The sequence below is a fragment of the Salinispora sp. H7-4 genome (assembly GCF_013416675.1).
In the GTDB taxonomy this organism is placed as follows: domain Bacteria; phylum Actinomycetota; class Actinomycetes; order Mycobacteriales; family Micromonosporaceae; genus Micromonospora; species Micromonospora vitiensis.
On record NZ_JABZED010000041.1, the window covers coordinates 48,211 to 72,541 of the forward strand.

Consider the following 24,331-nt stretch of genomic DNA (forward strand, 5'->3'; position numbering starts at 1 on the left):
CCACCCACCGTGGAGGCTCCATGCGCCCGCGTAGCGCACTCGCCGTCTTCGCCACCGTCACCGTTACCGCGAGCCTCGCGGCCGTCGGGGTCACGCCCCACGCCGCCAGCGCCGCCCCAACCGACCTGTTCATCTCCGAGTACGTCGAAGGCTCGTCCAACAACAAGGCGATCGAGCTCTTCAACGGCACCGGCGCCCCGGTCGACCTCGCCACCGGCGGCTATCAACTGCTGCTCTACTTCAACGGCTCCACCACGCCGTCCACCTTCACCCTGACCGGCACGGTTGCGGCGGGAGACGTCTTCGTCTTCGCCCACTCCTCGGCGAACGCGGCGATCCTCGCCCAGGCCGACCAGGTCACCGGTGCCGGACTCTTCAACGGCGACGACGCGGTCGTGCTGCGCCGCGACAGCACCGTGCTCGACGCGATCGGCCAGGTGGGCGTTGATCCGGGCAGCGGATGGGGCACCGGCCTGACCAGCACCGCCAACCACACCCTCCGCCGGCTGGGCAGCATCGCCTCCGGTGACACCGACCCCGGCGACAGCTTCGACCCGGCCACCGAGTGGGCCGGCTTCGACACCGACACGGTGGACGGGCTCGGCGCGCACCGCCTCGGCGGTGATCCAGGGGACACCCCCGCCACGATCACCTGCGGCGACCCCCTGGTCACGCCGGCGGGCACCGCGGCGTCCCGGGAGGTCACCGCGACCGACCCGGACGATGAGATCGTCGACCTGGCGGTCACGTCAGTCACCCCGACACCGGCCACCGGCACGATCAGCCGGACGGCGTTCACCCCGGCCGGAGCGGTCGGTGGCACCGCCCGGGCCACCGTCAGCGCGAGCGCCGACCTGGCCGCCGGGGCGTACTCGGTGGTCCTGACAGCGACCGACACCGACGGCAGCACCGCGACCTGCACGCTGCCGGTGCAGGCCACCCGGGAGCTGACGGTCGGCGAGGTGCAGGGCCCGACCACCGACGCCGAGGAGGGTGACACCGACCGCTCGCCGCTCGCGCCGGCCAGCGGCAATGGTTCCAGCAGCGCGCGGTACGACGTCCGCGGAGTGGTCACCCAGCGCACCCTGGCCCGCGACTCCGCTGGCCGGGACCAGCACGGGTTCTTCCTCCAGAGCCGCGCCGACGCGACCGACGGCGACCCCACCAGCTCCGACGGCATCTTCGTCTTCATGGGCTCGAACACCTCGCTCATCGGCGGTTACGTGCCGACCGTCGGCGACGAGGTGGTGCTCCACGCCCGGGTCTCCGAGTACTACCACATGACGCAGCTCTCCAGCGCCTCGCTGGTCCGGCGGATCTCCACCGGGCTGGACATGGACCGGGTGGTCGCGGTGACCGACGCGGTACCCCCGGCCGACCTGGCCGACGCGCAGCGCTTCTGGGAACGGCACGAGGGGGCCCGGCTGCGGGTTCGCGCGGACAGCCAGACCGTGAGCGGGCGCACCGTCTTCGCCTCCAGCGCCGACGCCGAGACCTGGCTGGTCGACCGGGATGACCCGCTCCTGGACCGGAGCGACCCGGACACCCGCCGGGTGTTCCGCGACGCCCACCCGCTGGACAACGACCCCACCCGGCTCTTCGACGACGGCAACGGCCAGCGGATCATGCTGGGCAGCCTGGGCGTCAAGGCCGCCAGCGGCGACAACACCACCCTGCTCGCACCGGCACGCACCTTCGACACGCTGACCGCCGACGCGGTGGGCGGCCTCTACTACTCGTTCCAGAAGTACGGCGTTCAGGTCGAGTCCGCGGCGTTCGCGGCCGGAACCGACCCGGCGACGAACCACCCGCCGCAGCCGGCCCAGCGGTCGACGGAGTACGCGGTCGCCGCGTACAACGTGGAGAACCTCTACGACTTCCGCGACGACCCCTTCGACGGCTGCGACTTCGCCGGAAACGACGGCTGCACCGGCGTACGACCGCCGTTCGACTACGTGCCGGGCAGCGAGCAGGAGTACCGGGACCAACTCGCCGCGCTCGCCGACCAGATCACCAACGACCTGCACTCCCCCGACCTGATCCTGGTCCAGGAGACCGAGGACCAGGACATCTGTGTGGTGGACGGCGGCACGCTGGCCTGCGGTGACACCGACGACGCCGATGGCGCTCCGGACTCGCTCCAGGAGCTCGCGCTGACCATCGCCGACAACGGTGGCCCGGCCTACGCGGCCGCCTACGACCGCAGCGGCGCCGACAACCGGGGCATCACCTCGGCCTTCCTCTACCGCACCGACCGGGTCGCGCTGGCCGCGGCGACCGCCGACGATCCGCTGCTCGGCGCCGCACCGACCGTCGAGTACCGCGCGCCCGGGCTGCCGTCCAACGCCGACGTGCAGAACCCCAAGGCGCTCAACGCGGTCCTGCCGCCCGACGTGGACACCAGCACCGGCAAGGACGGCGACAACGTCTTCACCCGCGCGCCGCAGCTCGGCCGGTTCACCATCGAAGCCGCCCCCGGTTCGGGAGAACGGCTGACGCTCTGGGCGGCCAGCAACCACTACTCGTCCGGCCCCGACCGCCGGGTGGGACAGCGCCGGGAGCAGGCCGCGTACGGCGCGGCGATCGTCTCCGCGGTCACGGCGGCGGACCCGGACGCCCGAGTGGTGTTCGGTGGGGACCTGAACGTCTTCCCCCGTCCCGACGATCCGATCGCGACTGCCGCGGACCCAACCCCGTCGGACCAGCTCGCTCCCCTGTACGAGGCGGGGCTGCGCAACCTCTGGGATGATCTGCTCGCCGACGCGCCGTCGTCCGCCTACTCGTACAGCTTCGCCGGCCAGGCCCAGACGCTGGACCACCTCTTCGTCACCGCGGCGCTCCACGCTGATCTGGTGCAGATGCGGGCCGCGCACATCAACGCCGACTGGCCGGCGGAGTACGCGGGGGACGGCTCGCGCGGCGCCAGCGACCACGACCCGCAGGTGGCCCGGTTCCGGTCCCGCGCGACCCTGACCGTCGCCGACGCCTCGGTGGTCGAGGGCGATCGGGGCCGCAGCGAGCTGGCCTTCACCGTCACCGTCTCGCGTCCCCGCTCCGAGCCGACCCTGGTCTGCGCCCTGACCCTGGGCCGAAGCGCACGGCCGGGCGTTGACTACCGGTCGTACGCCGGTTGCCAGACGCTGCCGGCGGGCCAGACGACGCTGACCTTCCCGGTGTCGGTGTACGGCGACCGGCAACGAGAGACCGACGAGAGGTTGACGCTGCTGGTGGTGGGGGGCCCGGGGCTCCAGATCGCCGATCGGTTCGGCACCGGAACCATCGTCAACGACGACTGACCGCCCACCGGCGACCTTGGAAGCGTCACGGCCCGCCGGCCCGGTACTCGACCGGGCCGGCGGGCCGTTGCGGTGCTGCGGGCCCGGCTGCCGGCGGCGGGCCGGCCGGGCGCGGCGGCGTCAGCAGCGCTGACGCAGCAGCTGCGCGGCCTCGACCGCCCAGTAGGTGAGGATGAGCTGCGCTCCGGCCCGACGGATCGAGGTGAGCGTCTCCAGCATCGTCTGCTCGCGGTCGATCCAGCCGTTCGCGGCAGCCGCCTCGACCATCGCGTACTCGCCGGAGACCTGGTAGGCGGCGACCGGCACGTCAACGGCGGCCCGGACCGCGGCGACCACGTCGAGGTACGGCAGCGCCGGCTTGACCATCACCATGTCGGCGCCCTCGGCCACGTCCAGCGCCACCTCGCGCAGGGACTCCCGCAGGTTCGCCGGATCCTGCTGGTAGGTCCGACGGTCGCCGTCCAGCGTCGACTCCACCGCGTCCCGGAACGGGCCGAAGAACGCGGACGCGTACTTCGCCGCGTAGGCGAGGATGGTCACGTCCTGGTGGCCGGCGGCGTCCAACGCCCGCCGGACCGCGCCGACCTGGCCGTCCATCATTCCGGACGGCCCGACCACGTGCACCCCGGCCTGCGCCTGCGCCACCGCCATCTCGGCGTACGCGGCGAGGGTGGCGTCGTTCGCCACCGACCCGTCGGGCGCCAGCACACCGCAGTGCCCGTGCGAGGTGAACTCGTCCAGGCAGAGGTCGCTCATCACCACGGTGGCGTCGCCCACCTCGGAGACGACGTCCCGGATGGCGGCGTTCAGGATGCCGTTCGGCTTGGCCCCGCCGGAGCCGAGCTCGTCCCGGTCAGCCGGTACCCCGAAGAGCATGATCCCGCCAACCCCGGCCTGGACCGCCGCGACCGCCGCCTTGCGCAGCGACTCCCGGGAGTGCTGGAGCACCCCCGGCAGGGACGGCACGGACCGGGGCTCGGTCAACCCCTCCTTGACGAACAGCGGCACGACCAGCTCGGCCGGGGCAACCCGGGTCTCGGCGACCAGCCGCCGCAGGGCCGGGCTGCGACGCAGCCGCCGGGGTCGATGCTCGGGATACGGCACGGGTCCTCCAGGGTCAGCGGAACCGGAGGGCGGTCGGCCCCTGCACCTTCGAGCCGCGCCGCTGCTTCGCCGGCATCGCGGCGAGCTTCTCGCGCAGCTCGACGGCGTAGCCGGCCAGCGCCTCCACCAGGTCGGGGACCGAGGCGTGCGGTGGCTGCACATCAACCCGAAGGCCGAACTCGGTAGCCGTCTCCGCCGTCTTGGGCCCAATAACCGCAACAACGGTACGCGCGTGGGGCTTCCCGGCGATGCCAACCAGATTCCGGACCGTGGACGAGGAGGTGAAGAGCACCGCGTCGAACCCACCCGACTTGATCGCGTCGCGGATCTCGGCCGCCGGCGGCGCCGCCCGAACCGTCCGGTAGGCGGTCACGTCATCAACCTCCCAGCCGCGCTCGGTGAGCCCGGCGGCGAGCGTCTCGGTGGCGATGTCGGCGCGCGGCAACAGCACCCGACCGACCGGGTCGAGCACCTCGTCGTGCGGCGAGAACTCGGCCAGCAGCCCCTCCGAGGACTGCTCCCCGGCGGGGACCAACTCCGGCCGGATCCCGAAGGCGCGCACCGCGTCGGCGGTCGCGTCGCCGATGCAGGCGATCTTCACGCCGCCGAAGTGCCGGGCGTCGAGGCCATGCTCGGCGAACTTCTCCCAGACCGCGCGGACCGCGTTCACCGATGTGAAGATCACCCAGGCGTACCGGCCGTCGACCAGTCCCTTGACCGCCCGCTCCATCTGCGCGGGGGTACGCGGCGGCTCGACCGCGATGGTCGGCACCTCGCAGGGGATCGCGCCGTACGCGCGCAGTCGGGCGCTCATCACCCCCGCCTGCTCCTTGGTCCGCGGGACGAGCACCTTCCAGCCGTACAGCGGGCGGTTCTCCCACCAGCTGAGCTTGTCCCGCTGGTCGACGCCCTCGCCGAGGGTGAGCACCACCCGGCCGGTGAACCCGAGTGCCGCCGCGACGAAGGAGTCCACCGTTGACGTGGTCGTGTACTGGGTCTCGCCGGTGCCGTCCCCGGTCACACCGACCACGGTCGCGTCATCGACTCCGGCGGCGAGCAACCCGTCCCGGATCGCGGCGAGGTCCCCGGCGTCCACCGCGAGGGCCAACGGCCCCCGGGTGACGGCGGCGGCCAGCGCCTCGAAGTCGAGCGTGGTGACGTCCTCGACGTCGGCCGCCGTCCGGACCCCGGGCAGCGGCACCCCCGCGTAGGTCGCCACTCCCTCGGCCTGGCCGACGCCCGGGACCACCTCGAACTGGCCGGCGGTCCGGGCGACCGCCTGCACCTCCCGGACCACCGCCTCGTGGCCGAACGGGTCACCGGCGACCAGGTGCACCGCATTCAGCCCGGAGCGGGCCGCCGAGATCAGGGCCTTCGCCACGTCGCCCGATCCGCCCTCGGCCAGGGTCAGCTGAGCCTCCTGCTTCGCCTGGGCGCGGACGACGTCGAGCAACGCCTCGGGGACTCCCCGGTCGTATACCACCTGGTCGGCGCTGACCAGGGCGTCGTATCCCCGGCGGGTCAGCAGGCCCGGATCGCCGGGGCCGGCCCCGACGAACGCGATGCGGCCTACGGGCTTACGGGTGCGGGTCATACTGTGCTCCCAAATTGCTGGGTCCCCGGGCCAAGGTTCCGTTGCTGGCCGAGGATCGAGTCGGCGCCGAGGTCGAGCAGATCAGTGGCGAGGGCCTTACCGATCTCCACCGCATCGGCGGGCGTTCCGGTGCGGGACAGCCGGAGGTCACGAGTGCCGTCCGGACTGATCACCGCCCCGCGCAGGTAGATCTCTTCACCGACGTCGCCTTCGGCGAGTTCGGCGTGGGCGGCGACCGGGGCACTGCACCCGGCCTCCAGGGTGGCGAGCAGCGCCCGCTCCGCGACGACCGTGGCGCGGGACGGTGCATGGTCGAGTACCGCGAGCAGCTCGACCAGAGCCGAATCGTCGGACCGACACTCCACCGCCAGCGCTCCCTGGGCGGGAGCGGGCAGCATCAGCATCGGGTCGAGCGTCTCGGTGATCGTGTCGGCGCGATCCAGGCGGGCCAGCCCGGCCCGCGCCAGGACCACCGCGTCCAGGTCGGCCTCCGGCCCGAGCACCCGCGCCAGCCGGGTACCGACGTTACCCCGGATCGGCTGGACCTCGAGCTGAAGCCCGAGCGCGTGCAGCTGGGCGATGCGACGCAACGCACCGGTGCCGACCCGGGCGCCGGGCGGCAGCTCGGCGAGGGTACGACCGCCGGTGGCCACCAGCGCGTCCCGGGGGTCCTGCCGGGGTGGGACGGCGGCGACGTACAGGCCGGGGGCCGCCGCGGTCGGCAGGTCCTTGTACGAGTGCACCGCGAAGTCGATGGTGCCCGCGGCGAGGGCGTCCCGCAGCGCGGAGACGAACACGCCGACACCGAGCTGGTGCACCGGGGCCGCAGAGCGGTCGCCGGTGGTCACCACCTCGACCAGCTCCACCGGGGTGCCGGTGGCCGCGGTGAGGGCCGCTGCGACCTGCCCGGACTGGGCCATCGCCAGGGCGCTGCCCCGAGTACCGAGGCGTAGGGGGACCTTCATCACTCACCTCCGGTGGGGAGCGGATCGGCGTCGCCGCCGAGTTGGGGGTCAACGTCGGGCGCCATCACTTCGGGGACGGTGCCGACCGGGGAGGTCTGCGGCACCTCCAGGTCGAAGAGCTCACGCAGCAGCGCCGCGTACTGGTCGCCGCCGGGCTCGGCAGCGAGCTGGCGGACCCGTACGGTCGGCTGGTGCAGCAGCCGCTGAACGACCCGGTGTACCGTCCGGGCGACCTCGGCCCGCTGGTCGTCGGTCAGGTCCGGACAACGCTGGGCGAGCCGGCCCAACTCGGCCGTGACCACGTCGTCAGCACGGCCCCGCAGGGCGGCCACGGTCGGCGCGACGTCAGCTCCCCGCAGCCAGGTGAGGAAGGCGTTGACCTCGGCGGCGACGATCTGCTCCACCGCGGCGACGTCGGCGGCGACGGGGCCGTCGGCCACCAGTGCCGCCATCCGGTCGATGTCGATCACCCGGACGCCGGGCAGGTCGGCCACGCCGGGCTCCACGTCCCGCGGGACAGCCAGGTCCAGCAGGACCAGCGGCCCCCGGGACGGGTCCCGACCAGCGAGTGCCGGAGCCACCACCGCGCGGGTGAGGACCGCCTCGGGGGCGGCCGTGGCAGCCACTACGATATCCACTGTGGAAAGCGTCTCGGTGAGGTCGGCGATCGGTGCGGCGCGACCGCCGTACGAATCGGCCAGCCGGGCGGCCCGGTCGGCGCCCCGGTTGGTCACGGTGACCGGCCCGGCACCCAACCGGGTGAGGGTGGCCACGCCCAGCGAGCCCATCGCTCCCGCCCCCACGACCAGCGCGGGTCGGCCGGCCAGGTCACTGTCGAGCAGCTCGGTGGCGAGGCCGAGCGCGGCCGTGACGACGCTCTGCCCGGCCCGGTCGATGCCGGTCTCGGAGCGGGCCCGCTTCCCCACCCGGAGCGTCTGCTGCATCAGCTCGTGCAGCAGACGGTCAACGGTGTCGGCCTCAGCTGCCCGGTGGTACGCGTCGCGGAGCTGGCCGAGGATCTGGGCCTCACCCACAACCATGGAGTCCAGCCCGGTGACGACCCGGAAGACGTGGTTGACCGCCGCGACGTCGAAGTGCACGTACAGGTGGTCGGCGAGGGCCGCCGGCTGGCAGCCGGTCGACTCGGCCAGGACAGCGCAGATGTCACCCAGGCCACCGTGGAAACCGGAGACGACGGCGTACACCTCCACCCGGTTACAGGTGGAGACAAGCACCGCCTCACTCACGTACGGCTGCGCTACCAGTCGGGTCAGGACACGGGGAAGGTCGGCGGGGTCGACCGCGAGTCGCTCCAGGGCAGCGACCGGGGCGGTGCGGTAAGACGCGCCGACGACGAGCAGTTTCACGTGCCGATCGCCTCCTGGGGGTTGGTGGCGGCGAGGCTACCCGGCAATGGGGGGAGGGCGGCCTCGCCGGCGGCGGGGAGTGCGGTCCGGGACGCCTTGCGGTGCTCGTGGAAGGACAGGATCTGCAGCTCGATGGCGAGGTCGACCTTACGGACGTCAACCCCGTCCGGCACGGTCAGCACGCAGGGCGCGAAGTTCAGGATGCTGGTCACTCCGCCGGCGACCAGTCGGTCGGCGACCCGCTGCGCGGCGGCGGCCGGGGTGGCGATCACGCCGATCGCGATCGACTCCTCGGTAGCGACCCGGGACAGCTCGTCCACATGCCGGACGACCAGACCGTTGATCTCCTCACCGACCCGTACGGGGTCGGCGTCGAAGAGCGCGGCGATGCGGAAGCCACGGGTGGCGAAACCGTCGTAGCCAGCGAGGGCATGACCGAGATTACCCACCCCGACCAGGGCGACCGACCGGCGCTGAGTGAGCCCCAGGACGTACTCGATCTGATCGATCAGCAGGGCTACGTCGTAGCCGACACCCCGGGTGCCATAGGAACCAAGGTGCGACAGATCCTTGCGGAGCTTGGCGGAGTTGACTCCCGCGGCCGTGGCCAACCACTCGCTGGAAACCGTCTCGTGACCGTTTTCGGCCAGGTTGTGCAGGGCGCGGAGGTACTCGGGAAGCCGGGCGACGGTCGCCTCCGGCAGGTCCGGCAACGCCGGCACGGCGACCGGGCGTTCGGGCGCGCCGGGCGGACGGTGCTGACTCATGAAACTCCGTGCAGTGGGATCCTGGGCCAACTCCGCCGGGCCGGGTCGGGACTCCCGCTGGCCACCGAGGAGACCGGCTGTGCTAGCGGGGCGGGTCGGAACTACAGAGTAAGCGCTTGTGAAGACACGCACAAATCGCGATCTTGGTCGCCCACGACGCGACTCCACCCGTCCCCCTGTTCCACAAGATCAATGCCTCGACTCCGCCCACGCCGTCCGGCGATTATTGCTCAATTACGACTTCTCTGACCAATCACACGGGGGCGCGTCGCCCACTTCCCGACCGGCGTGACAGCACCCGCGCCCTCCCCCGGCACAGCAGCACCCACGCCCTCCCCCGGCGTGGTAGCGCCAGCACCTCCGGACATTCGGCGGCGTGCAGGATGGGCGGGTTCGGTCCCACTGCCTAGCCTCGGGGCATGACCGCTGCACGCGTGGCCGCCACCCCCACCTCCAGCCCGCCGCGCACCCTGCTCCGCCAGCTCCTGCGCGACGTCGGCTACGTCCTCTCCGGCCTGCCCCTCGCCCTGGTCGGCATCGTGCTGGCCACCACCGGGATCTCCCTCAGCCTCGGCCTGCTGGTGACCACGCTGGGCCTGCCGATCCTGACCGGAACGCTCTACGCCGTACGGGTCCTGGCCGATCTCGAACGACTCTGGCTGCCCTCGGTGCTGAGGATGCCGCGGATCCGCCCGGTCTACCGGAGCCCCGATCCGAATGCCGGCTTCTGGGGTCGGGCCCTGGCGCCGGTACGCGATCCGCAGTCCTGGCTCGATCTACTCCACGCGTTCACCAAGCTGCTGGTGGCGGCTCCGGCCTTCGTCATCCTGGTCACCTGGTGGGCCTTGGCGCTCGCCGGCGTGTCCTACGCGGTATATGACCGTTATCTTCCGCACGGTCCGGACAGTATGGCCCTCAGCGAGCTCCTCGGGATGGGCGACGGCACCGGCGCCCGAATCCTGCTGAACACCGCCATTGGTCTCTTCGCCCTGCTCACCCTGCCGCTGGTAGCCCGAGCCTGCGCGCAGACCGAGGGTGGCCTGGCCCGCGCCCTACTCACCGGCGTGGCCGAGTTACGCAACCGGATCACCACCCTCGAAGAACAGAAACGCGCATTCGCCTCCGCTGAGGCGACTGCCCTGCGCAAGCTGGAGCGCGACATCCACGACGGGCCACAGCAACGACTGGTCCGACTCGCGATGGATCTCAGCCGGGCCCGCGAGCAGCTCACCAGTAACCCGGTAGCGGCCGGGCACACCCTCGACGAGGCGGTTGGCCAAACCCGGGAGACCCTCACCGAGCTGCGTGCGCTGTCCCGGGGCATCGCACCGCCCATCCTGGTTGACCGCGGGCTACCGAGCGCCCTCGCGGCGCTGGCCGGACGCGGACTGATCCCGATCGAGCTACAGGTGGACGCCGGGCTCGGCGAACCCGGCGGCCGGCTCGACCCAGCCGTGGAGAGCACCGCGTACTTCGTGATCGCCGAGGCGCTCACCAACGTCGCCAAACACAGCCGGGCCACCGAGTGCCGGGTATTCGTGGAACGGGCCGGACGGCGGCTTCGGGTCGGCATCGACGACGACGGCCAGGGCGGCGCGCACCTGGCCAAGGGGCACGGGCTGGTCGGCATCGCGGATCGGGTCCGGGCCGCCGGCGGGCAACTCCACGTGACCAGCCCCGGCGGCGGCCCCACCGAGATCCGCGCCGAACTCCCCGCGACGACCAGAAAATGGTAGGAACGCAGCCATGCGGATCGTGATCGCTGATGACGCAGTCCTGCTCCGAGAAGGGCTGATCCGGCTCCTCACCGAACGCGGCCACCAGGTGGTGGCCGCCGTCGGTGACGGCGACGCCCTGGTGCAGGCGGTGGTCACCCACCGGCCCGACGTGTCGATCGTTGACGTACGAATGCCGCCGTCCCACACCGACGAAGGGCTCCGCGCCGCCGTGCAGGCACGTGCGCTGGTGCCAGCGACACCGATCCTGGTGCTCTCCCAGTACGTCGAGGTCTCCTACGCCGACGACCTGCTGGCCACCGGGGTCGGGGTCGGCTACCTACTCAAGGACCGGGTGGCCGCGATCGGCGAGTTCCTCGACGCACTGGACCGGGTCACCGCCGGGGGCACCGTCCTCGACCCCGAGGTGATCACCCAGCTCTTCGCCCGCCGCCGCCGCGACGATCCACTGCGGGACCTGACCCCGCGCGAACGCGAGGTACTGAGTTTGATGGCCGAGGGCCACTCCAACACCGCGATCGCCCGCACGCTGGTGGTGACCGACGGCGCGGTCGAGAAGCACGTCCGCAACATCTTCACCAAGCTCGACCTCCCACCGGACGTCGAGCAGCACCGCCGGGTCCGCGCTGTGCTCGCCTACCTCCGCGGCTGAGGCGAGCGCATGATCAGTGCGGGCGGCCGCGCGAGCGCATGATCAGTGCGGGCGGGCCAGCGCGACCGCCTCGGTGAGGGTCTCCGCGACCGGATGGCCGGAAGCCCGCAGCCGGGTGGGGTCGGTGAGACCCCCGGCGTAGAGGACCGCGCGGCCGCCGACCGATCGGGCCGCTTCGGCGTCGTCGAGCGAGTCGCCGATCAGCACCACGTCCCGGCCGTCCAGCCCCAGCTCGGCCAGGTGCCGGGTCAGTGACTCGGCCTTCCGGTCCCCACCGACCTCGGTCCGGAGCCCGTCCACCCGCAGGAAGTGCCGGGTCAGTCCGTAGGTCTGCACGGTCGGCACCAGATCCTCGTGGAACCACATGGACAACAACGACTGGTTTCCGGGCCACGACGAAATCGCGTCCACCGCGTCATGCGCCAGCCCGCAGGTGGTCAGCCCGTCCAGGTACGCCTCGTGGAAGATCTTGTCCAGCTGGCCGAACGCCGCCTCGTCCACGGCCTGCCCGAGCACCTCGGCGTAGTAGTCGGCGATCGGTCGACGAAACCGAACCCGATGCTCGTCGGCGGTCACCGCCGGCCCACCGACGCTGGCGAAGGCGACATTGGTCGACGCCACGATCAGGTCCAGATCGTTGAGCAGGGTTCCGTTCCAGTCCCAGACCAGGTGCGGGTGCGCAGAACTCATCGCCGCACCCTACCTGGCAGCCTCAGAGCTGAGGAGTGGTCAGATCCCGGAGCAACCGCTCCTCCTCGACCCGCCAGTAGCCGTGCTCCTTGCCGTCGAGCAGCACCACCGGCAGCCGGTCCCCGTACTCGCGCTCCAGCTCCACATCGTCGGTGACGTCCTTCTCCACCCACCGGTCGTTGGTGACCGACACCACCCGTTCCAGCGCCGCCTTCGCGTCTTCGCAGAGGTGGCAACCAGGCCGGGTTAGCAGGGTGAGGCGGGGTTCACGCATCGGTCTCCTCCGTGGGGACGGCCCCGGCCCGACGGCCGGAGCAGGGTCTTGCGGCGCGTACGCGTGGACAGTTTCGCCGTTGGCGGGATGCGGCACACCCAGTACCGCCCTGCGCCACACCTCGGTGACCCGGCAAGCACCAGCAGCACCGCACGCGGGGAAGCGTTCGCACCGGCGCCGGCCACCTCCTGCACAGCCGTCGAGTGTGGCACAGCGGGCAAGGACCGCCCGCACCGGCGCCGAAGAGCGCGGCACGGGGCGGCCACCCGGCAGCGCGCCGGGCGTCACGATCGCCCTCGGTCCGTCCTACCCATGGGACTGAACCGTCACGTGCTGTGAATGCAACCGTCACCTGCCGTGAGCAGTGGCAGCCTCCGCCTGCCACCACGGGCGACCGCTGCCGCACATCTCGTCTCCTCCGGCCGGCCGGCACCCACCTTTGCCACGATCATCCACACCCCGAACCACCTGGACGTCTCCCTCAAACACCGGGGAATCCGAAAGTCAACCGCACACGACGGACAACTGGTCCGGCAGCAGTGCGACGCGACCGGAAATACTTTGGCCCTGTGTAACGGACTTGCCACGCGCGGGTGACGTTGACCCCTATCATCACTCGGGTCGACTCACCCCGTTTTCCGTGAGTCGACAACCCCTCAGCCCGAGGAGGCCCCCGTGCCCGACAGCGCATTGGACCAGCACCTCAAGGGGAGCTGCCGCGCGCCGGCAAACCCCCTACCCACACCATGCGTGCCCGACCGGCCCCACCTCACCGGGGACCCGGGCCGCGGGACGGAGGTGCCCCGATGACGACCTTCGGCTACGCGCAGCGGCCAATCGGCCTGGGCGACCCGCCCGCCCGACCCGCGACGAATGAACGGCTGACACCCCGCGGGCCCCGGGATGACGGCCGGCTCGCCGCCTGGAGCGACAACGGGGTCCGCAGTCGTCCGCATCCCAACGAAACCCCCGTTCGGAGCGGGACACCGGGCGCGAACGCCAAACCGATCGAGGCCCGCGTCGCCTCGCCAGCCCGGCCGGCCATGCCCGTACAGGGGCGGCGGAGTACCGACCCGCCCGCCAGCACCGACTCCGCCGGCACCGACACGGCGGTGCTGCCCGCACTGCCCGCCAGCACACCCGCCACCGGCCATCCGAGCCGTCCCGACCCGTCCGACCCGGCGATCGAGATCTGGACGCTGGTCGAGCGCGCACAGGCCGGGGAGGCCGAAGCCTTCGGCCTGATCTACGACCGGTACGTGGACACCGTCTTCCGGTTCGTCTACTTCCGGGTCGGCAACCGCCAGCTGGCCGAGGACCTCACCTCCGACACCTTCCTCCGGGCGCTGAAGCGAATCGGTAGCTTCACCTGGCAGGGCCGAGACCTCGGGGCGTGGCTGGTGACGATCGCCCGCAACCTGGTGGCGGACCACTTCAAGTCCGGCCGCTACCGGCTCGAGGTGACCACCGGCGACGTCCTCGACGCCGAACGCGAAGACCGGGGGCCGGAAGGCAGCCCCGAGGCGGCCGTGGTCGAGCACATCACCAACGTCACCCTGCTCGGCGCGGTCAAGCAGCTCAACCCGGAGCAGCAGGAGTGCATCGTGCTGCGCTTCCTCCAAGGCTTCTCGGTGGCGGAGACGGCACGGGCCATGGGTAAGAACGAGGGCGCGATCAAGGCCCTGCAGTACCGGGCGGTTCGCGCCCTCGCCCGGCTACTCCCGGACGGCTTCCGGGCGTAACCACGCTGGCAGCGGCGGTGACGCCCGGGCAGATCGAGCGCCAATGACATCGATCACTTGCCGTGCTTTCTCCACCACTGGCCCCGTAACCCCGACCCGGCGCGGCGCGTTCATCCGGGTGCGACCGATACAGTCCCGGCGTCCCCCGGGTTCTCGGTTCCGGCCCCGCTGCCGGCCCCGAGCCTCCCGCGACGCCCACCTGTCCTCGGTCGTCGGTGACGATCGCGGCCAACCGGCCGCGCCCAGCGAGGGAGGTGCCAGCGGTGAACAGCGACCTCTTTGTCTCCCGTCGGCGCGCCAGGCGTTTCGCGCAACTACTCGACGAAGCGAACGGCGGCCGACGACACCACGTCCGATCCCGGCTTGACGAAAAGCTCACCGACCTCGTCGCGGTCGGGCACCAACTCGGTGACACTGCCCCGACGGTCGAGGTCAGTGCCGAGTTCCGGACCGGCCTACGGGCGATGCTGCTGGCCACCGCCGAACGCGAGGGCCTCGGCCGACCCGCCCCGGCGGCCACCACCGACCAGACGGAAGACCGCCAGGGGCCGAACCGCTCCTTCCCCCTGCCCGCCGTCACCGCACGGCGAGTCCGGGCCCGCGGCGCGATCCTGATCGGCGTCGCGACCGGCGCCGTCGCCCTCTCCGGCATCTCCGCGGCCAGCGAGAACGCGGTACCGGGCGACGCACTGTACGGGATGAAGCGGTCGACCGAGCGCGCGCAGCTCGCGTTGACCGGCTCGGACCACAGCCGGGGGCAGCTCTTCCTGGACTTCGCGCGGACCCGCCTGAGCGAGGCGGCCCAGCTGCGCGACGACCGGGCCGGCTACAGCGGGGTTCTGGACGATATGGACGCCGACACCCGCCAGGGCGTACGGCTGCTCACCACCGCCGCGGTGCAGGCTTCCGACCGGACCGCGCTGGACGTGGTTGACGCCTTCGTCTCCGCGCAGCGTACGGCGGTCAGCGAGCTCGTGGGCGACCGACCCCGCGCGGACCACGAACGCACCGAGCACTCACTCATACTCCTCGATGATGCCCTTGCGCGCTCGGGCGCGCTGCGTGCCGCCATCGACTGTGGCCTGCCCGCGCCGAACGGCAGCGACGCGCTCGGTCCCACTCCGGCGAGTTGCCCCGCCAACCGCTGACGCCAGCCGAGTTCCCCGCCAACCGCTGACGCCGGCCGAGGCGGGCCGACCCCGCTCCAGCCAAGGAGCCGACGACCGGCACCGGCCCACCGCACACCTGGGTCGATTGCCTGCTTGCGGGCCCGCCCCGGTACGCCCCCCGGCTACCCTCGCCAGGTGGCGCACGGTGCGCCGGTCGTACGGAGGGGGAGCGCGTGGCCAGCCGAAAGGTGCCGGTGAGCACCGACACCCGCAGTCCCAGCTCCGAGGGAGGTTCGGCCGCCGGTGCACCGACCCCGCCGCCGGATCGGGCCGCGGCTGCCTTCTTCGACGTGGACAACACCCTGATGCAAGGAGCCTCGATCTACTGGTTCGCCCGCGGACTCGCCGCGCGCAACTACGTCACCACCAGCGACCTACTCCGATTCGCCTGGCAGCAGCTGCGGTTCCGGGTACTCGCCACCGAGCATGTCGGCGACATGTCGCAGGTCAAGGAGGCCGCGCTCGCGTTCGTCGAGGGCTGGCAGGTGGAGGAGGTGGAGCGTCTCGCCGAGGAGATTTTCGACGAGCTGATGGCGCCTCGGATCTGGTCCGGCGCGCGGCGACTCGCCCAGGGCCACCTCGACGCCGGGCAACGGGTTTGGCTGGTCAGCGCCGCGCCGGTGGAGATCGGCCGCGTGATCGCCGCCCGGCTGGGGCTCACCGGTGCCATCGGAACGGTGGCCGAGGTGGTGGACGGCGCGTACACGGGGCGGCTGGTCGGTGACCTGATGCACGGGCCCGCGAAGGCGGAGGCGGTGACCCGACTCGCCGCGGCGGAAGGGCTGGACCTGTCCCGCTGCACCGCCTACAGTGACTCCGCCAATGATCTGCCGATGCTCGCCGCGGCCGGCCGCGGGGTCGCCGTCAACCCGGATTCGGCGCTGCTGCGGGAGGCCCGCCGACGCGGATGGGAGGTACGGGACTTCCGTACCGGGCGCCGCGCGGTCAAGATCGCCGTTCCGTCCACCGCCGCCGTCGGGCTGGTCGCCGGAGCGGTCACCGCGGGGCTGGCGCGGCACCGCCGCCGTTCGTCCGTCCGAACGTGAGCACCCCGCCAACCCGCTCGCGCCGCCGTCAGTGGGTGGCTGACCCGGCCGGAACCGGCGTTGGCGTCGGATCCTCGGTGTGGGCGAGGTGGCCGAACTGGCGCCACAGTACCGCGACGAGCAGCGCCGAGCCGGCGAAGGCGAACCAGAATGGACCGGTCATCCCGAGCAGGGCGACCAGCGGGCCGCCGAGCGCCGCGCCGACAACCAGCCCGCCGTACGCGCTGATGCCGTAGATGCTGTTGACCCGGCCCTGAAAGTAGATCGGAACCGCCCGCTGCCGGATGGTCAGGGCGGTGGTGCCCCAGGCGAACGCGTGCGCCCCGAAGCCGAAGAGGATGGCCGCGGCGACCCAGGGCGAGGTGGTGACGGCGAGACCGAGGTGGGTGAGGGTCTCGATGATCAGCCCGGCCCGCATGATGCCCCCGAGGCTCACCCGACGGGTGAGCCAGCCGTACCCGACGGTGGCGAGCAGCCCGCCGGCCGCCATCGCCGTACTGATCAGGCCGAAGCCGACGGCACCGAGGCCGAGCCGCGCCTCGGCGTAAAGCACCAGGATGGACCAGGCGGCGCCGTAGGTGATGTTGAAGAACAGGGCGGTCAGGCAGAGCGTCCGAACGGCCGGATGACGGACGGCCCAGTGGAACCCCGCCCCGATGTCACCGCGCAGATCACGGTGCTGACCCGCCGATTCCCGCTCCCGCGGCGGCAGCGACACCCGGGACACCAACAGCAGCCCGGCCGCGAGGAGAACCGTGTTGGTGGCGAAGGGCCAGGACCGGCCGGCCGCGAAGAGCACGGCCCCGAGCGCCGGGCCGGCCAGCTTGTTCAGCGTGATGACCCCGGCCAGGACGCGGGCGTTGGCGATCGCCAGGTCCTCCCGACGCACCAGCATCGGCGTCAGCGTCTCCGTCGTGTTGTCCACGAACACCTCGGCGGTGGCGAGCAGCGCCAGCGTCAGCAGCACCACCGGCACCGACACCCGGTCGGTCACCAACGCCCCGAACAGCACGCCCAGCGCGCCGACCCGGACCGCGTTCGCCACCAGCACGATGCGCCGCCGGTCGAGGCGATCGGAGAGCAGCCCGGCCCAGAGGCCGAACGCCAGCTGCGGCGCCCAGCGCAGCAGGGCCGCCAACGCGACCAGGAGCGGGTTGGTGGTCAGCGACGCCACCAGCAGCGGCCCGGCCGCCACCGCGATCCCGTCGCTCAGGTTCGTCGCCCACGACGACGCCAGCAGCCAACGGAACCCATTACCCAACCGAGCTGGTACGACCGCCTCGACGACTCTGCGCACAACGAGCACCGTACGAGGGCACCAGTCGATCGCAACCGAATTTGCCCGCCCGCGGGCTCGCCGCTGGTGGCGCCCCCGGTCAGGGGCCGAACGGGTCCGGCCGCTGCTCCAGCAGCCGGTGCAGGGTCTGCTGAATGGTCTCCCGCACCTGGTCGGCGAGGTTGAACACGACCAGCGGGTCATCGGCCGAGTCGGTCAGGTGCTCGGTGGCGATCGGCGGGCAGAACTCGATCAGCCATTTGCTCGGCAGCGGCACCATGCCCAGCGGGCCGAGCCAGGGGAAGGTCGGCGTGACGGGGAAGTACGGCAGCTTCAGCAGCCGGGCGAGCGGCTTCACATCGGCGAGCATCGGGTAGGTCTCCTCGCCACCGACTATCGCCACCGGCACGATCGGGGTTCCCGTCCGCAACGCCGCGGAGACGAAGCCGCCCCGACCGAACCGTTGTAGCTTGTAGCGCTCCGCGTACAGCTTGCCGGTGCCCTTGAAGCCCTCGGGGAAGACGCCGACCAGCTCACCGGAGTCGAGCAGCCGCTCGGCGTCCGGGTTGCAGGCGACCGTGCCGCCGCCCTTGCGGGCGACCGCCGACACCACCGGCATCCGGAAGACGAGGTCCGCGCCGAGCAGGCGGAGAAACCGGCGCTGCGGGTGCTGGTCGTGGATTATCGCCGAGAGGATCAGCGCGTCCAGGGCCACCGTGCCGGAGTGGTTGGCCACCACGAGGCCAGCTCCCACGTCGGGCACCTGCTCCAGCCCGGTGACCTCGGTGCGGAACCAGTCGCGGTAGAGCAGCCGCACCAGCGGATGAAACACGGAGCTGGTGAGCTGCGGGTCGAAGCCGAACTCGTCGATCTCGTAGTCGCCGGCGAGGCGGCCGCGCAGAAACGCCAGGCCGCTCGCCACCTTCCGGTCCCAGTGATCGCCGGGCTGTTCGGAGATCATCCCGCCGGTCACGACCGCTCCCCAGCGGCAGCGGAGCGGACCTGCCGGACCCCGTCGAGCACCAGCTGCTCGGCGGCGGCGAGGCGTTCCCGGGTCACCACGATCCCGTTCCGGTGGGCGCGGATGAAGTCGTCGAAGGCGGCGGCGGTCGATCGTGGGGTGAAGCCGTACTCCCGCTGGAGCCGGCTGGTGTCCACGACCCGACCGTGCACGAAGAGGTCGACCTGGTCCAACCCGTAGCGGCCGAAGCCGAGCGAACGGGCCAGCGCGGCCGCCCCGGACAGACCGGGCTCCAGCACCGGCACCCCGACCCGGCCGGCCCGTCGAATGGCCTGGGAGAGCGCCAGCACCCCGGAGCCGGCGACGTTGTAGGTGCCGGGATGGTCCCGCACGACCGAGCGGTGCAGCACCTCCAGCGCGTCCTCGAAGTGCAGGAACTGCAGCCGCGGGTCGCGGCCGAACACGGTGGGCACCAGCGGTTGGGCGAAGTAGCGGGTGAGCGTGGTGTCGGCGGTCGAGCCGATGAACGGCGCGAACCGCAGCACGGTGGCGGTGACGTCGGGGCGGCGGCGGCGAAAACCTCGCACGTAGCCCTCGATGTCCAGGATGTCCCGTCCGAAGCCACCGCGCGGCACCTCCCGCGGCTCGGTCTCCTCGGTGAAGACCGCCGGGTCACGGAAGGACGCGCCGTAGGCGGCGGTCGAGGAACGGACGACGAGCTTGCGCAACCGGGGCGCGTGCTGCGCGGCGGCCAGCAGCTGCATCGTACCGATGATGTTCTGCTCCTTCATGGCCGCGCGGCCCCCGTGCTGTGGATCGGGAGCGCTGACCAGGGCCAGGTGCACGACGGCGTCAACGTCGAGGTCGGCGAGGAGGCCACCGATGGAACCAGCGTCCACCCGGACCCGCTCGACCCCGTTGAGCAGGTCGGTGAGCTCCCCACCCGCCGCGGGTGGATCGACTCCGACAACCCGCCCGACCCGCGGGTCGGCGGCGAGCCGCGCGGCGACGTGGGCGCCGAGGTAGCGGCTGACCCCGGTCACGACAACGACCCCCGGGGCGCCGGAGGGGCCACCGGGGGTCATGCCGTACACCGTCCCCGGCAGGCGGGATCGAGCCGGAACATCCGTGGCTTGATCACCTGAGCCTCCGAGGGTCGACAGCTGGCAAGTGATAACGGCGCCGGGACCAGCCCGGCACCGGATCACTTGCCGAGACGGCGACGCTGGACGCGGGTCTTGCGCAGCAGCTTGCGGTGCTTCTTCTTAGCCATGCGCTTGCGGCGCTTCTTGACCACCGAGCCCATACGACAGCCTTTCGATGCAATGTGCGGGGCGGACCGGATGACACCGGCGTCCGCTTGCGGACAACGGACCGGACCTGCGGGACGGGCGGCGGAGCGCATCTGTGGTCACGGTCGGGTCCAGGGTAGCCGGGAAGCATCAGCAGGACCAACGCGGCCCCTCGATGCCGGTCAGCACGGCCGCTTCCCGCCCGCGAACGCCCTCAGGCGGTTTCCTGGAAGGCGCCGCGCAGGTACTCGTGCACCGCGTGCTCGGGGACGCGAAATGACCGGCCGACCCGGACTGCGGCGAGCTCGCCGCTGTGCACCAGGCGGTAGACCGTCATCTTCGACACCCGCATCACCGTCGCCACCTCGGCGACGGTGAGGAACCTGACCCCCGACAGCTGACCGTCGGACCGCAACCCGGCCATGGCTCACCGACCCATCCCATGCCCGGCGCGTGCAATCCCGACGGGGCTTCCGCCGGACCGGCGACGCGCGTGATATCAGTACGGTAACGGGGCCGATGTGACCGGCGCGATCCCTTCGGACAAACCGTGCTGATTCACACCAGCGGAGTCCCGGTGGGCCCGCCTCAGCCGCCTGGCGGGCCACTCGGCCCCCACGGAGCCCGGTGGCGCCGGTGGCGCCACCGGTGCCACCGGACGAGCGCCCCGAGCCGCTTCCGGACGCGGACCGGGGCTCCGTGCTGGGAGCGGGCACCAGTGTGTCAGGGCGCTTGTCGGGACCCGACACCGGTAGATCATGACCGCCACCGCGGGCTCGGCTACCGGCCCGGCGGGCTCAGCGACCGGCCCGGCGGGCGAGGCTACCGGCCCATCAGGGCGTGGGCGAGAAACCCGAGATTGGCGGGGCGCTCGGCCAGGCGACGCATGAGATAGCCGAACCACTCCTCGCCGTACGGCACATACGTGCGCACGGTGTATCCGTCACCGATCAGGCGGGCCTGATCGGTGGAGCGGATGCCGTAGAGCATCTGGAACTCGAACTGGTCCGGCCCGCGGTCGAACCAGCGGGCCCGATCCTCGCCGATCGCGATCAGGCGGGGGTCGTGCGTGGCGAGCATCGGGTAGCCGGTCCCGGCCAGCAGAATGCTCAGGCAGCGTACGTAGGACCGGTCCACGTCCCGAGCGGACTGGTAGGCCACCGACTCGGGCTCCCGGTACGCGCCCTTACAGAGCCGAACCCGGGAACCGGCGCCGGCCAGCTGCCGGCAGTCGGACTCGGTCCGGCGCAGGTACGCCTGGAGCACTGCCCCGGTGGACGGATAGTCCGCGCGCAGCTTGTCGAGGATGTCCAGGGTGGAATCGGTGGTGGTGTGGTCCTCCATGTCGAGGGTGACCGTGGTGCCCCCGGCCTCGGCCGCCGCGCAGATCGCCCGGGCGTTGTCGTAGGCGAGCTGCTCGTCGAAGGTCTGCCCGAGCGCGGAGAGCTTGACACTCACCTCCGCGGCGGGGGTGAGCCCGTCGGCGGCGAGCGCCGCCAGCAGGTCCACATACTCGTCGCGAACGGCGCTGGCCTGCTCGGGGGTGACCGTGTCCTCACCGAGGTTGTCGAGGGTGACCGTGAGCCCGCCGGCAACGAGGGCGTGGGTGACCCGCAACGCGTCCTCGGGCCGGGGGCCGGCGACGAACCGGTGCACCACGTTCCGAGTGAAAGGGGATGTCGCGACGAGCCGCTCGCACCGCGATGACCGGGCCGCAGCGAGAATGACGGTACGAAGCATGGGTCGAAGAGTAGCGCTCATAGCAGCAGAACGGCGGTGCCGTCACATCGCGCTACATCGACACGCCGGATGCCCAGGAAGTCGTCTACGGTGGGTGACGTGAACTTCGACGCGTACGCCCGGACCGGAGTTGATTTGATCAATATCCGGCTGGACGACCTCGACGCCCTCCGTTCGCTCTTCCCCGACGACATCTCGTGGATGCGGGACGCGGTGTCGGAGCGGGATCTCACCATCTTTCGACGGGCACAGAAGCGACTCCGCGACGTCTTCGAATACGGCACGTCCGGACGGGATGTCCACGCGGTCGCCGAGCTGAACGCCCTGCTGGAGGCGTACCCGGTGCAGCCGCGCATCTCCGGGCATGACTCCAGTAACTGGCACATGCACGTCACCAGCCGCGGCGCCTCGGTGAGTGCGGAGTACCTGGCCGGTGCGGTCTGGGGGCTGTCGGTGTGGCTCTGTGAATACGGCAGCGCCCGCTTCGGGGTCTGTGCGGACGAGCGGTGCGGCAACGTCTATCTGGACACCTCGTCGAACTGCTGCCGGCGGTTCTGTTCGGAGCGCTGCGCCACCCGCTCCCACGTGGCGGCGCACCGGGCCCGCAAGCGGGCGGCGATCCGCGACCGGGTCACGGTGGCGGCGCAGTCCGCCGCCCCGGCCGACAACCTGACCGCGATCAGCTGAGCGTCGGCCTTCCGCGACGCTCCGCCGGCTAGGCTTCGGCTTCCTGGTCGTCCCGCCGTACCGGTTCCGGCCCGGCCTGGGTCGCGGCCGGCAGGTCGTCGAGGTGCTGACGGGCGAAGGCCAACGCCGCCCGTAGGTCCGCCTCCCGGACCACGCGGCCCTTCGCCCGCCGGGTTGACACCTCCACCGCCACCGAGCCGGTGAAGCCTCGGCCGGCGAGCGAGCGCAGTAGCTCGGCGCAGGGCTGGGTCCCTCGCCCGGGGACGAGATGCTCGTCGCGCCCCTCACCGGTGCCATCGCCCAGGTGCACGTGGGCCAGGCCGGCGCCCATCCGGTCGGCCAGCTCCAGCGCGTCGGTGTGGGAGGCGGCGCAGTGCGACAGGTCAAGGGTGTAGGTGGGGTATCCCGTCCCGGTCGGGTCCCACCCTGGGGCGTACGGGACGAACTGCCGCCCCGCCATCCGCACCGGATACATGTTCTCAACCGGGAAGCTGATGCCACTGAACCGCCCGGTGACCTCGGCCAGGCCCTCGGCGAAGTTGCGGGCGTAGTCCCGCTGCCAGGTGAACGGGGGGTGCACCACCACGGTCGGCGCGCCCAGCGTCTCGGCCAACTCACCGGACCGGCGCAACCGCTCCCACGGGTCGGCGCTCCACACCCGCTGGGTTACCAGCAGGCACGGGGCGTGCACGGCGAGCACCGGCACGCCGTAGTGCGTGGCGAGTCCGGCGAGCGCGTCAGCATCCTGGCTGACGGCATCGGTCCAGACCATCACCTCGACACCGTCGTAGCCGAGCGTCGCGGCCAGCTGAAAAGCCGCCGCGGTCCGCTCGGGGAAGACCGACGAGGTGGACAGGAGAACCGGAACTCGGGAGGGCACAGTATCGAGGGTAGCGGGCACCGATGGGGATCTTCAGGACGAACCCTGGCAAATACCGCGGATGCCGAGAAGGTGTCACAGCGGTGCGAGCTGATCCAGGCGGCGCAGGATCACCCCCTCCCGCAACGCCCACGGGCAGATCTCCAGGGTGCTGATGTCCAGCCGGCGCATCGCCGCCTCGGCGACCACCGCACCGGCCAACAGCTGATGCGCCCGGCCGGCGCTGACCCCGCCCAGCTCGACCAGCTGCGCCGGGGGAATGTGCCGGATGAACCCGAGCACCTGCCGCAGCCCGGACCGGGTGAGCCGACGGCGGGCCCAGACGCCCGCCCCGGAGGGGGCCGCCCCCGCGAGGCGGGCCAGGGTCCGGAAGGTCTTCGAGGTGGCGACCGGGCGCTCCCAGCCCACCTTGTTCAGCTCCCCGGCCACCGTGTCGAGCTGGCCGTCCACGTACGCCCGCAGCCGCTCCACCTGCTCGGCCCCGGGCGGAGTGGAACTACCCGCAGCGACCCGGAGCTGGCGGCGGGTGAGTCGGCCAGCGCCCAGCGGCAACGACACCGCCGCGTCCGGATCCTCGTCGATGCCCGCCGCGATCTCCAGCGAGCCCCCGCCGATGTCGAGCACCAGCAGCCGTCCGGCCGACCAGCCGAACCAGCGGCGCACCGCGAGAAAGGTCATCCGGGCCTCGTCAGCGCCGGTGAGGACCTCCAGCCGAACCCCGGTCTCCGCCTGGACCCGGGCCAACACCGCCACCGAGTTGGTGGCGTCCCGAACCGCGGAGGTGGCGAACGCGATCAGATCGTCGGTGCCCAGCCCGAACGCGGACTCCTTCGCGGACGCGACCGCCCGCACCAGGGAATCCGCACCGGCGGTGGTGAGCGCGCCATCCGGGCCGATCTGCTCGGCCAGTCGTAGCACCGCCTTCTCGGAGTGCGCCGGCCAGGGATGTGCGCCCCGGTGCGCGTCCACCACCAGCAGGTGCACCGTGTTGGATCCAACATCTAGGACGCCCAGCCGCATGGGGCAAACCCTAGACGATCTATTCCGAGGGATCAGTGGTCGTAAGCGATGAGGGAGCGCATGACGGGTTGGC

Annotated in this window: 22 protein-coding genes and 1 pseudogene; 7 read left to right on the forward strand and 16 right to left on the reverse strand. The window is 71.8% G+C overall.

The window, feature by feature from the left end:
* The first annotated feature begins 20 nt into the window (after positions 1 to 20).
* Positions 21 to 3,296: a lamin tail domain-containing protein gene (locus H0524_RS17010; RefSeq protein ID WP_180199525.1), complete on the forward strand. Its 3,276-nt coding sequence runs from the start codon at positions 21 to 23 to the stop codon at positions 3,294 to 3,296.
* A 120-nt stretch (positions 3,297 to 3,416) separates the two neighbouring features.
* On the opposite strand, the gene hemB is transcribed toward H0524_RS17010, so the two are convergent.
* Genes hemB through H0524_RS17035 form a run of 5 tightly spaced genes read right to left on the reverse strand, consistent with a single transcriptional unit; the run spans position 3,417 to position 9,093 of the window.
* Positions 3,417 to 4,400 (reverse strand): porphobilinogen synthase, encoded by a 984-nt coding sequence (gene hemB / locus H0524_RS17015; RefSeq protein WP_180199526.1) that lies wholly within the window; start codon positions 4,398 to 4,400, stop codon positions 3,417 to 3,419.
* Positions 4,401 to 4,413: 13 nt separating this feature from the next.
* Positions 4,414 to 5,994, reverse strand: coding sequence for a uroporphyrinogen-III synthase (locus H0524_RS17020; protein WP_180199527.1), 1,581 nt, complete (start codon positions 5,992 to 5,994; stop codon positions 4,414 to 4,416).
* Positions 5,991 to 6,959 carry a hydroxymethylbilane synthase gene (gene hemC / locus H0524_RS17025; RefSeq protein ID WP_180199528.1) on the reverse strand — a complete coding sequence of 323 codons (969 nt, stop codon included), beginning with the start codon at positions 6,957 to 6,959 and terminating at the stop codon, positions 5,991 to 5,993. The genes H0524_RS17020 and hemC overlap by 4 nt, the downstream gene beginning before the upstream one ends.
* Positions 6,959 to 8,326 carry a glutamyl-tRNA reductase gene (locus tag H0524_RS17030; protein ID WP_180199529.1) on the reverse strand — a complete coding sequence of 456 codons (1,368 nt, stop codon included), beginning with the start codon at positions 8,324 to 8,326 and terminating at the stop codon, positions 6,959 to 6,961. Before H0524_RS17030 ends, hemC begins: the two co-directional genes overlap by 1 nt.
* A complete protein-coding gene (locus tag H0524_RS17035) occupies positions 8,323 to 9,093 on the reverse strand; it encodes a redox-sensing transcriptional repressor Rex (RefSeq protein ID WP_018726484.1) in 771 nt (256 codons plus the stop codon). The genes H0524_RS17030 and H0524_RS17035 overlap by 4 nt, the downstream gene beginning before the upstream one ends.
* 419 nt (positions 9,094 to 9,512) lie before the next feature.
* On the opposite strand from H0524_RS17035, the gene H0524_RS17040 reads away from it, so the two are divergent.
* Together H0524_RS17040 and H0524_RS17045 are read left to right on the forward strand one after the other, a co-directional pair.
* The gene (locus H0524_RS17040) at positions 9,513 to 10,829 is read left to right on the forward strand and encodes a sensor histidine kinase (RefSeq protein ID WP_180199530.1); all 1,317 of its coding nucleotides are present in this window, start codon (positions 9,513 to 9,515) and stop codon (positions 10,827 to 10,829) included.
* Between the two features lie 10 nt (positions 10,830 to 10,839).
* The gene (locus H0524_RS17045; protein ID WP_018726482.1) at positions 10,840 to 11,481 is read left to right on the forward strand and encodes a response regulator transcription factor; all 642 of its coding nucleotides are present in this window, start codon (positions 10,840 to 10,842) and stop codon (positions 11,479 to 11,481) included.
* Between the two features lie 42 nt (positions 11,482 to 11,523).
* Here H0524_RS17045 and H0524_RS17050 read toward each other — a convergent pair whose 3' ends face one another.
* Both H0524_RS17050 and H0524_RS17055 read right to left on the reverse strand, forming a co-directional pair.
* Positions 11,524 to 12,171: an HAD family hydrolase gene (locus tag H0524_RS17050; RefSeq protein WP_018726481.1), complete on the reverse strand. Its 648-nt coding sequence runs from the start codon at positions 12,169 to 12,171 to the stop codon at positions 11,524 to 11,526.
* Positions 12,172 to 12,193: 22 nt separating this feature from the next.
* Complete coding sequence (locus tag H0524_RS17055; RefSeq protein WP_018726480.1) at positions 12,194 to 12,445, reverse strand: glutaredoxin family protein; 252 nt, start codon at positions 12,443 to 12,445, stop codon at positions 12,194 to 12,196.
* 806 nt (positions 12,446 to 13,251) lie between these two features.
* Here H0524_RS17055 and H0524_RS17060 point away from each other — a divergent pair.
* The 3 genes from H0524_RS17060 (at position 13,252) to H0524_RS17070 (ending at position 16,402) form a co-directional block, all read left to right on the forward strand.
* Positions 13,252 to 14,187, forward strand: a complete 936-nt coding sequence (locus tag H0524_RS17060; RefSeq protein WP_180199531.1) for an ECF subfamily RNA polymerase sigma factor, BldN family — start codon at positions 13,252 to 13,254, stop codon at positions 14,185 to 14,187.
* A 263-nt stretch (positions 14,188 to 14,450) separates the two neighbouring features.
* Positions 14,451 to 15,335, forward strand: coding sequence for a DUF5667 domain-containing protein (locus H0524_RS17065; protein ID WP_180199532.1), 885 nt, complete (start codon positions 14,451 to 14,453; stop codon positions 15,333 to 15,335).
* A gap of 194 nt (positions 15,336 to 15,529) precedes the next feature.
* Positions 15,530 to 16,402, forward strand: coding sequence for an HAD family phosphatase (locus tag H0524_RS17070; protein ID WP_018726477.1), 873 nt, complete (start codon positions 15,530 to 15,532; stop codon positions 16,400 to 16,402).
* A 28-nt stretch (positions 16,403 to 16,430) separates the two neighbouring features.
* On the opposite strand, the gene H0524_RS17075 is transcribed toward H0524_RS17070, so the two are convergent.
* From H0524_RS17075 to H0524_RS17100, 7 genes and pseudogenes are all read right to left on the reverse strand, one after another.
* Positions 16,431 to 17,708, reverse strand: coding sequence for an MFS transporter (locus tag H0524_RS17075; protein ID WP_180199533.1), 1,278 nt, complete (start codon positions 17,706 to 17,708; stop codon positions 16,431 to 16,433).
* Positions 17,709 to 17,778: 70 nt separating this feature from the next.
* Positions 17,779 to 18,639, reverse strand: a complete 861-nt coding sequence (locus tag H0524_RS17080; protein WP_218942168.1) for a lysophospholipid acyltransferase family protein — start codon at positions 18,637 to 18,639, stop codon at positions 17,779 to 17,781.
* A gap of 8 nt (positions 18,640 to 18,647) precedes the next feature.
* Complete coding sequence (locus tag H0524_RS17085; protein ID WP_180199535.1) at positions 18,648 to 19,724, reverse strand: NAD-dependent epimerase/dehydratase family protein; 1,077 nt, start codon at positions 19,722 to 19,724, stop codon at positions 18,648 to 18,650.
* Positions 19,725 to 19,843: 119 nt separating this feature from the next.
* Positions 19,844 to 19,945 carry a 30S ribosomal protein bS22 gene (locus H0524_RS17090; RefSeq protein ID WP_007465623.1) on the reverse strand — a complete coding sequence of 34 codons (102 nt, stop codon included), beginning with the start codon at positions 19,943 to 19,945 and terminating at the stop codon, positions 19,844 to 19,846.
* Positions 19,946 to 20,145: 200 nt separating this feature from the next.
* On the reverse strand, positions 20,146 to 20,355 hold the full coding sequence (locus H0524_RS17095) for a helix-turn-helix domain-containing protein (RefSeq protein ID WP_018221542.1): 210 nt from the start codon (positions 20,353 to 20,355) through the stop codon (positions 20,146 to 20,148).
* Between the two features lie 190 nt (positions 20,356 to 20,545).
* A pseudogene (locus H0524_RS25445) lies at positions 20,546 to 20,698 on the reverse strand (ABC transporter ATP-binding protein); the annotation flags it as partial.
* 55 nt (positions 20,699 to 20,753) lie between these two features.
* Positions 20,754 to 21,671, reverse strand: a complete 918-nt coding sequence (locus H0524_RS17100; protein ID WP_180199536.1) for a proline dehydrogenase family protein — start codon at positions 21,669 to 21,671, stop codon at positions 20,754 to 20,756.
* Between the two features lie 99 nt (positions 21,672 to 21,770).
* On the opposite strand from H0524_RS17100, the gene H0524_RS17105 reads away from it, so the two are divergent.
* Positions 21,771 to 22,358 (forward strand): CGNR zinc finger domain-containing protein, encoded by a 588-nt coding sequence (locus tag H0524_RS17105; RefSeq protein ID WP_180199537.1) that lies wholly within the window; start codon positions 21,771 to 21,773, stop codon positions 22,356 to 22,358.
* 28 nt (positions 22,359 to 22,386) lie between these two features.
* Here the strand turns inward: H0524_RS17105 and H0524_RS17110 are convergent, their stop codons facing one another.
* Positions 22,387 to 23,238, reverse strand: a complete 852-nt coding sequence (locus H0524_RS17110) for a sugar phosphate isomerase/epimerase (RefSeq protein WP_180199538.1) — start codon at positions 23,236 to 23,238, stop codon at positions 22,387 to 22,389.
* Between the two features lie 75 nt (positions 23,239 to 23,313).
* Complete coding sequence (locus tag H0524_RS17115) at positions 23,314 to 24,258, reverse strand: Ppx/GppA phosphatase family protein (RefSeq protein ID WP_180199539.1); 945 nt, start codon at positions 24,256 to 24,258, stop codon at positions 23,314 to 23,316.
* Positions 24,259 to 24,331: the final 73 nt, after the last annotated feature.